Below are 559 nucleotides of genomic sequence, written 5' to 3'. Positions count from 1 at the left end.
GGCCTGCTCACCGCCCCGCCGGACGCCCTGGAGAAGGTCGCCGACCGCCTGGACCGCGTCGCGGAGCGCTGCGGCCCCGCCATCGCGACCTACAGCAACCCGGCCAAGACCCTCGCCGCCGAACTCGCCGACGCCCTGCCCGTGGTGTGGACGGAGGGCACCTCGGCGGNNCTTCCGCGACCGCGTGGAGGAGCCGCCCGCGCTGCACGCGCGCGTGGTGCTGCTCCGTGACCGCCCGATCAGCGGCCTCACCGCGGCCCCCGCCGCCCGTGACGTGGCCCTCAGCCACGACACGCCGATCAGCGAACTCGAACCGGAGGAGGGCGGCGAACTGGAAACCCTCGCGGAACTGATCGCCGTCACGGATTTCGCCGCCGTTTACCTGGCGCTCGCCTCCAGGGCCTGATCTTGCTCCGGGCCGGACCACCCGCGCCCGCCACCGGCGCCGCGACCGGCCCAGCCGCCGACGCCGGCCGAGCAGCGTACGTACGGAGACAGAGAAGACACATGGACCTCCTCGACAACACCGTCCGCCCCTACGCCTGGGGTTCCCCCACCG

Annotated in this window: 1 protein-coding gene; it reads left to right on the top strand. The window is 74.1% G+C overall.

Going from position 1 to position 559, the window contains the following annotated elements:
* The first annotated feature begins 217 nt into the window (after positions 1–217).
* On the top strand, positions 218–406 hold the full coding sequence (locus CCN44_RS48095; protein WP_462509678.1) for an SIS domain-containing protein: 189 nt from the start codon (positions 218–220) through the stop codon (positions 404–406).
* The last annotated feature ends 153 nt before the right edge of the window (positions 407–559 follow it).

The organism is Streptomyces tricolor, from assembly GCF_002155905.1.
Classification (GTDB): domain Bacteria; phylum Actinomycetota; class Actinomycetes; order Streptomycetales; family Streptomycetaceae; genus Streptomyces; species Streptomyces tricolor.
The sequence above is the reverse complement of the archived record's forward strand: the minus strand, read 5'-3'. Positions and strand labels throughout refer to the sequence as shown.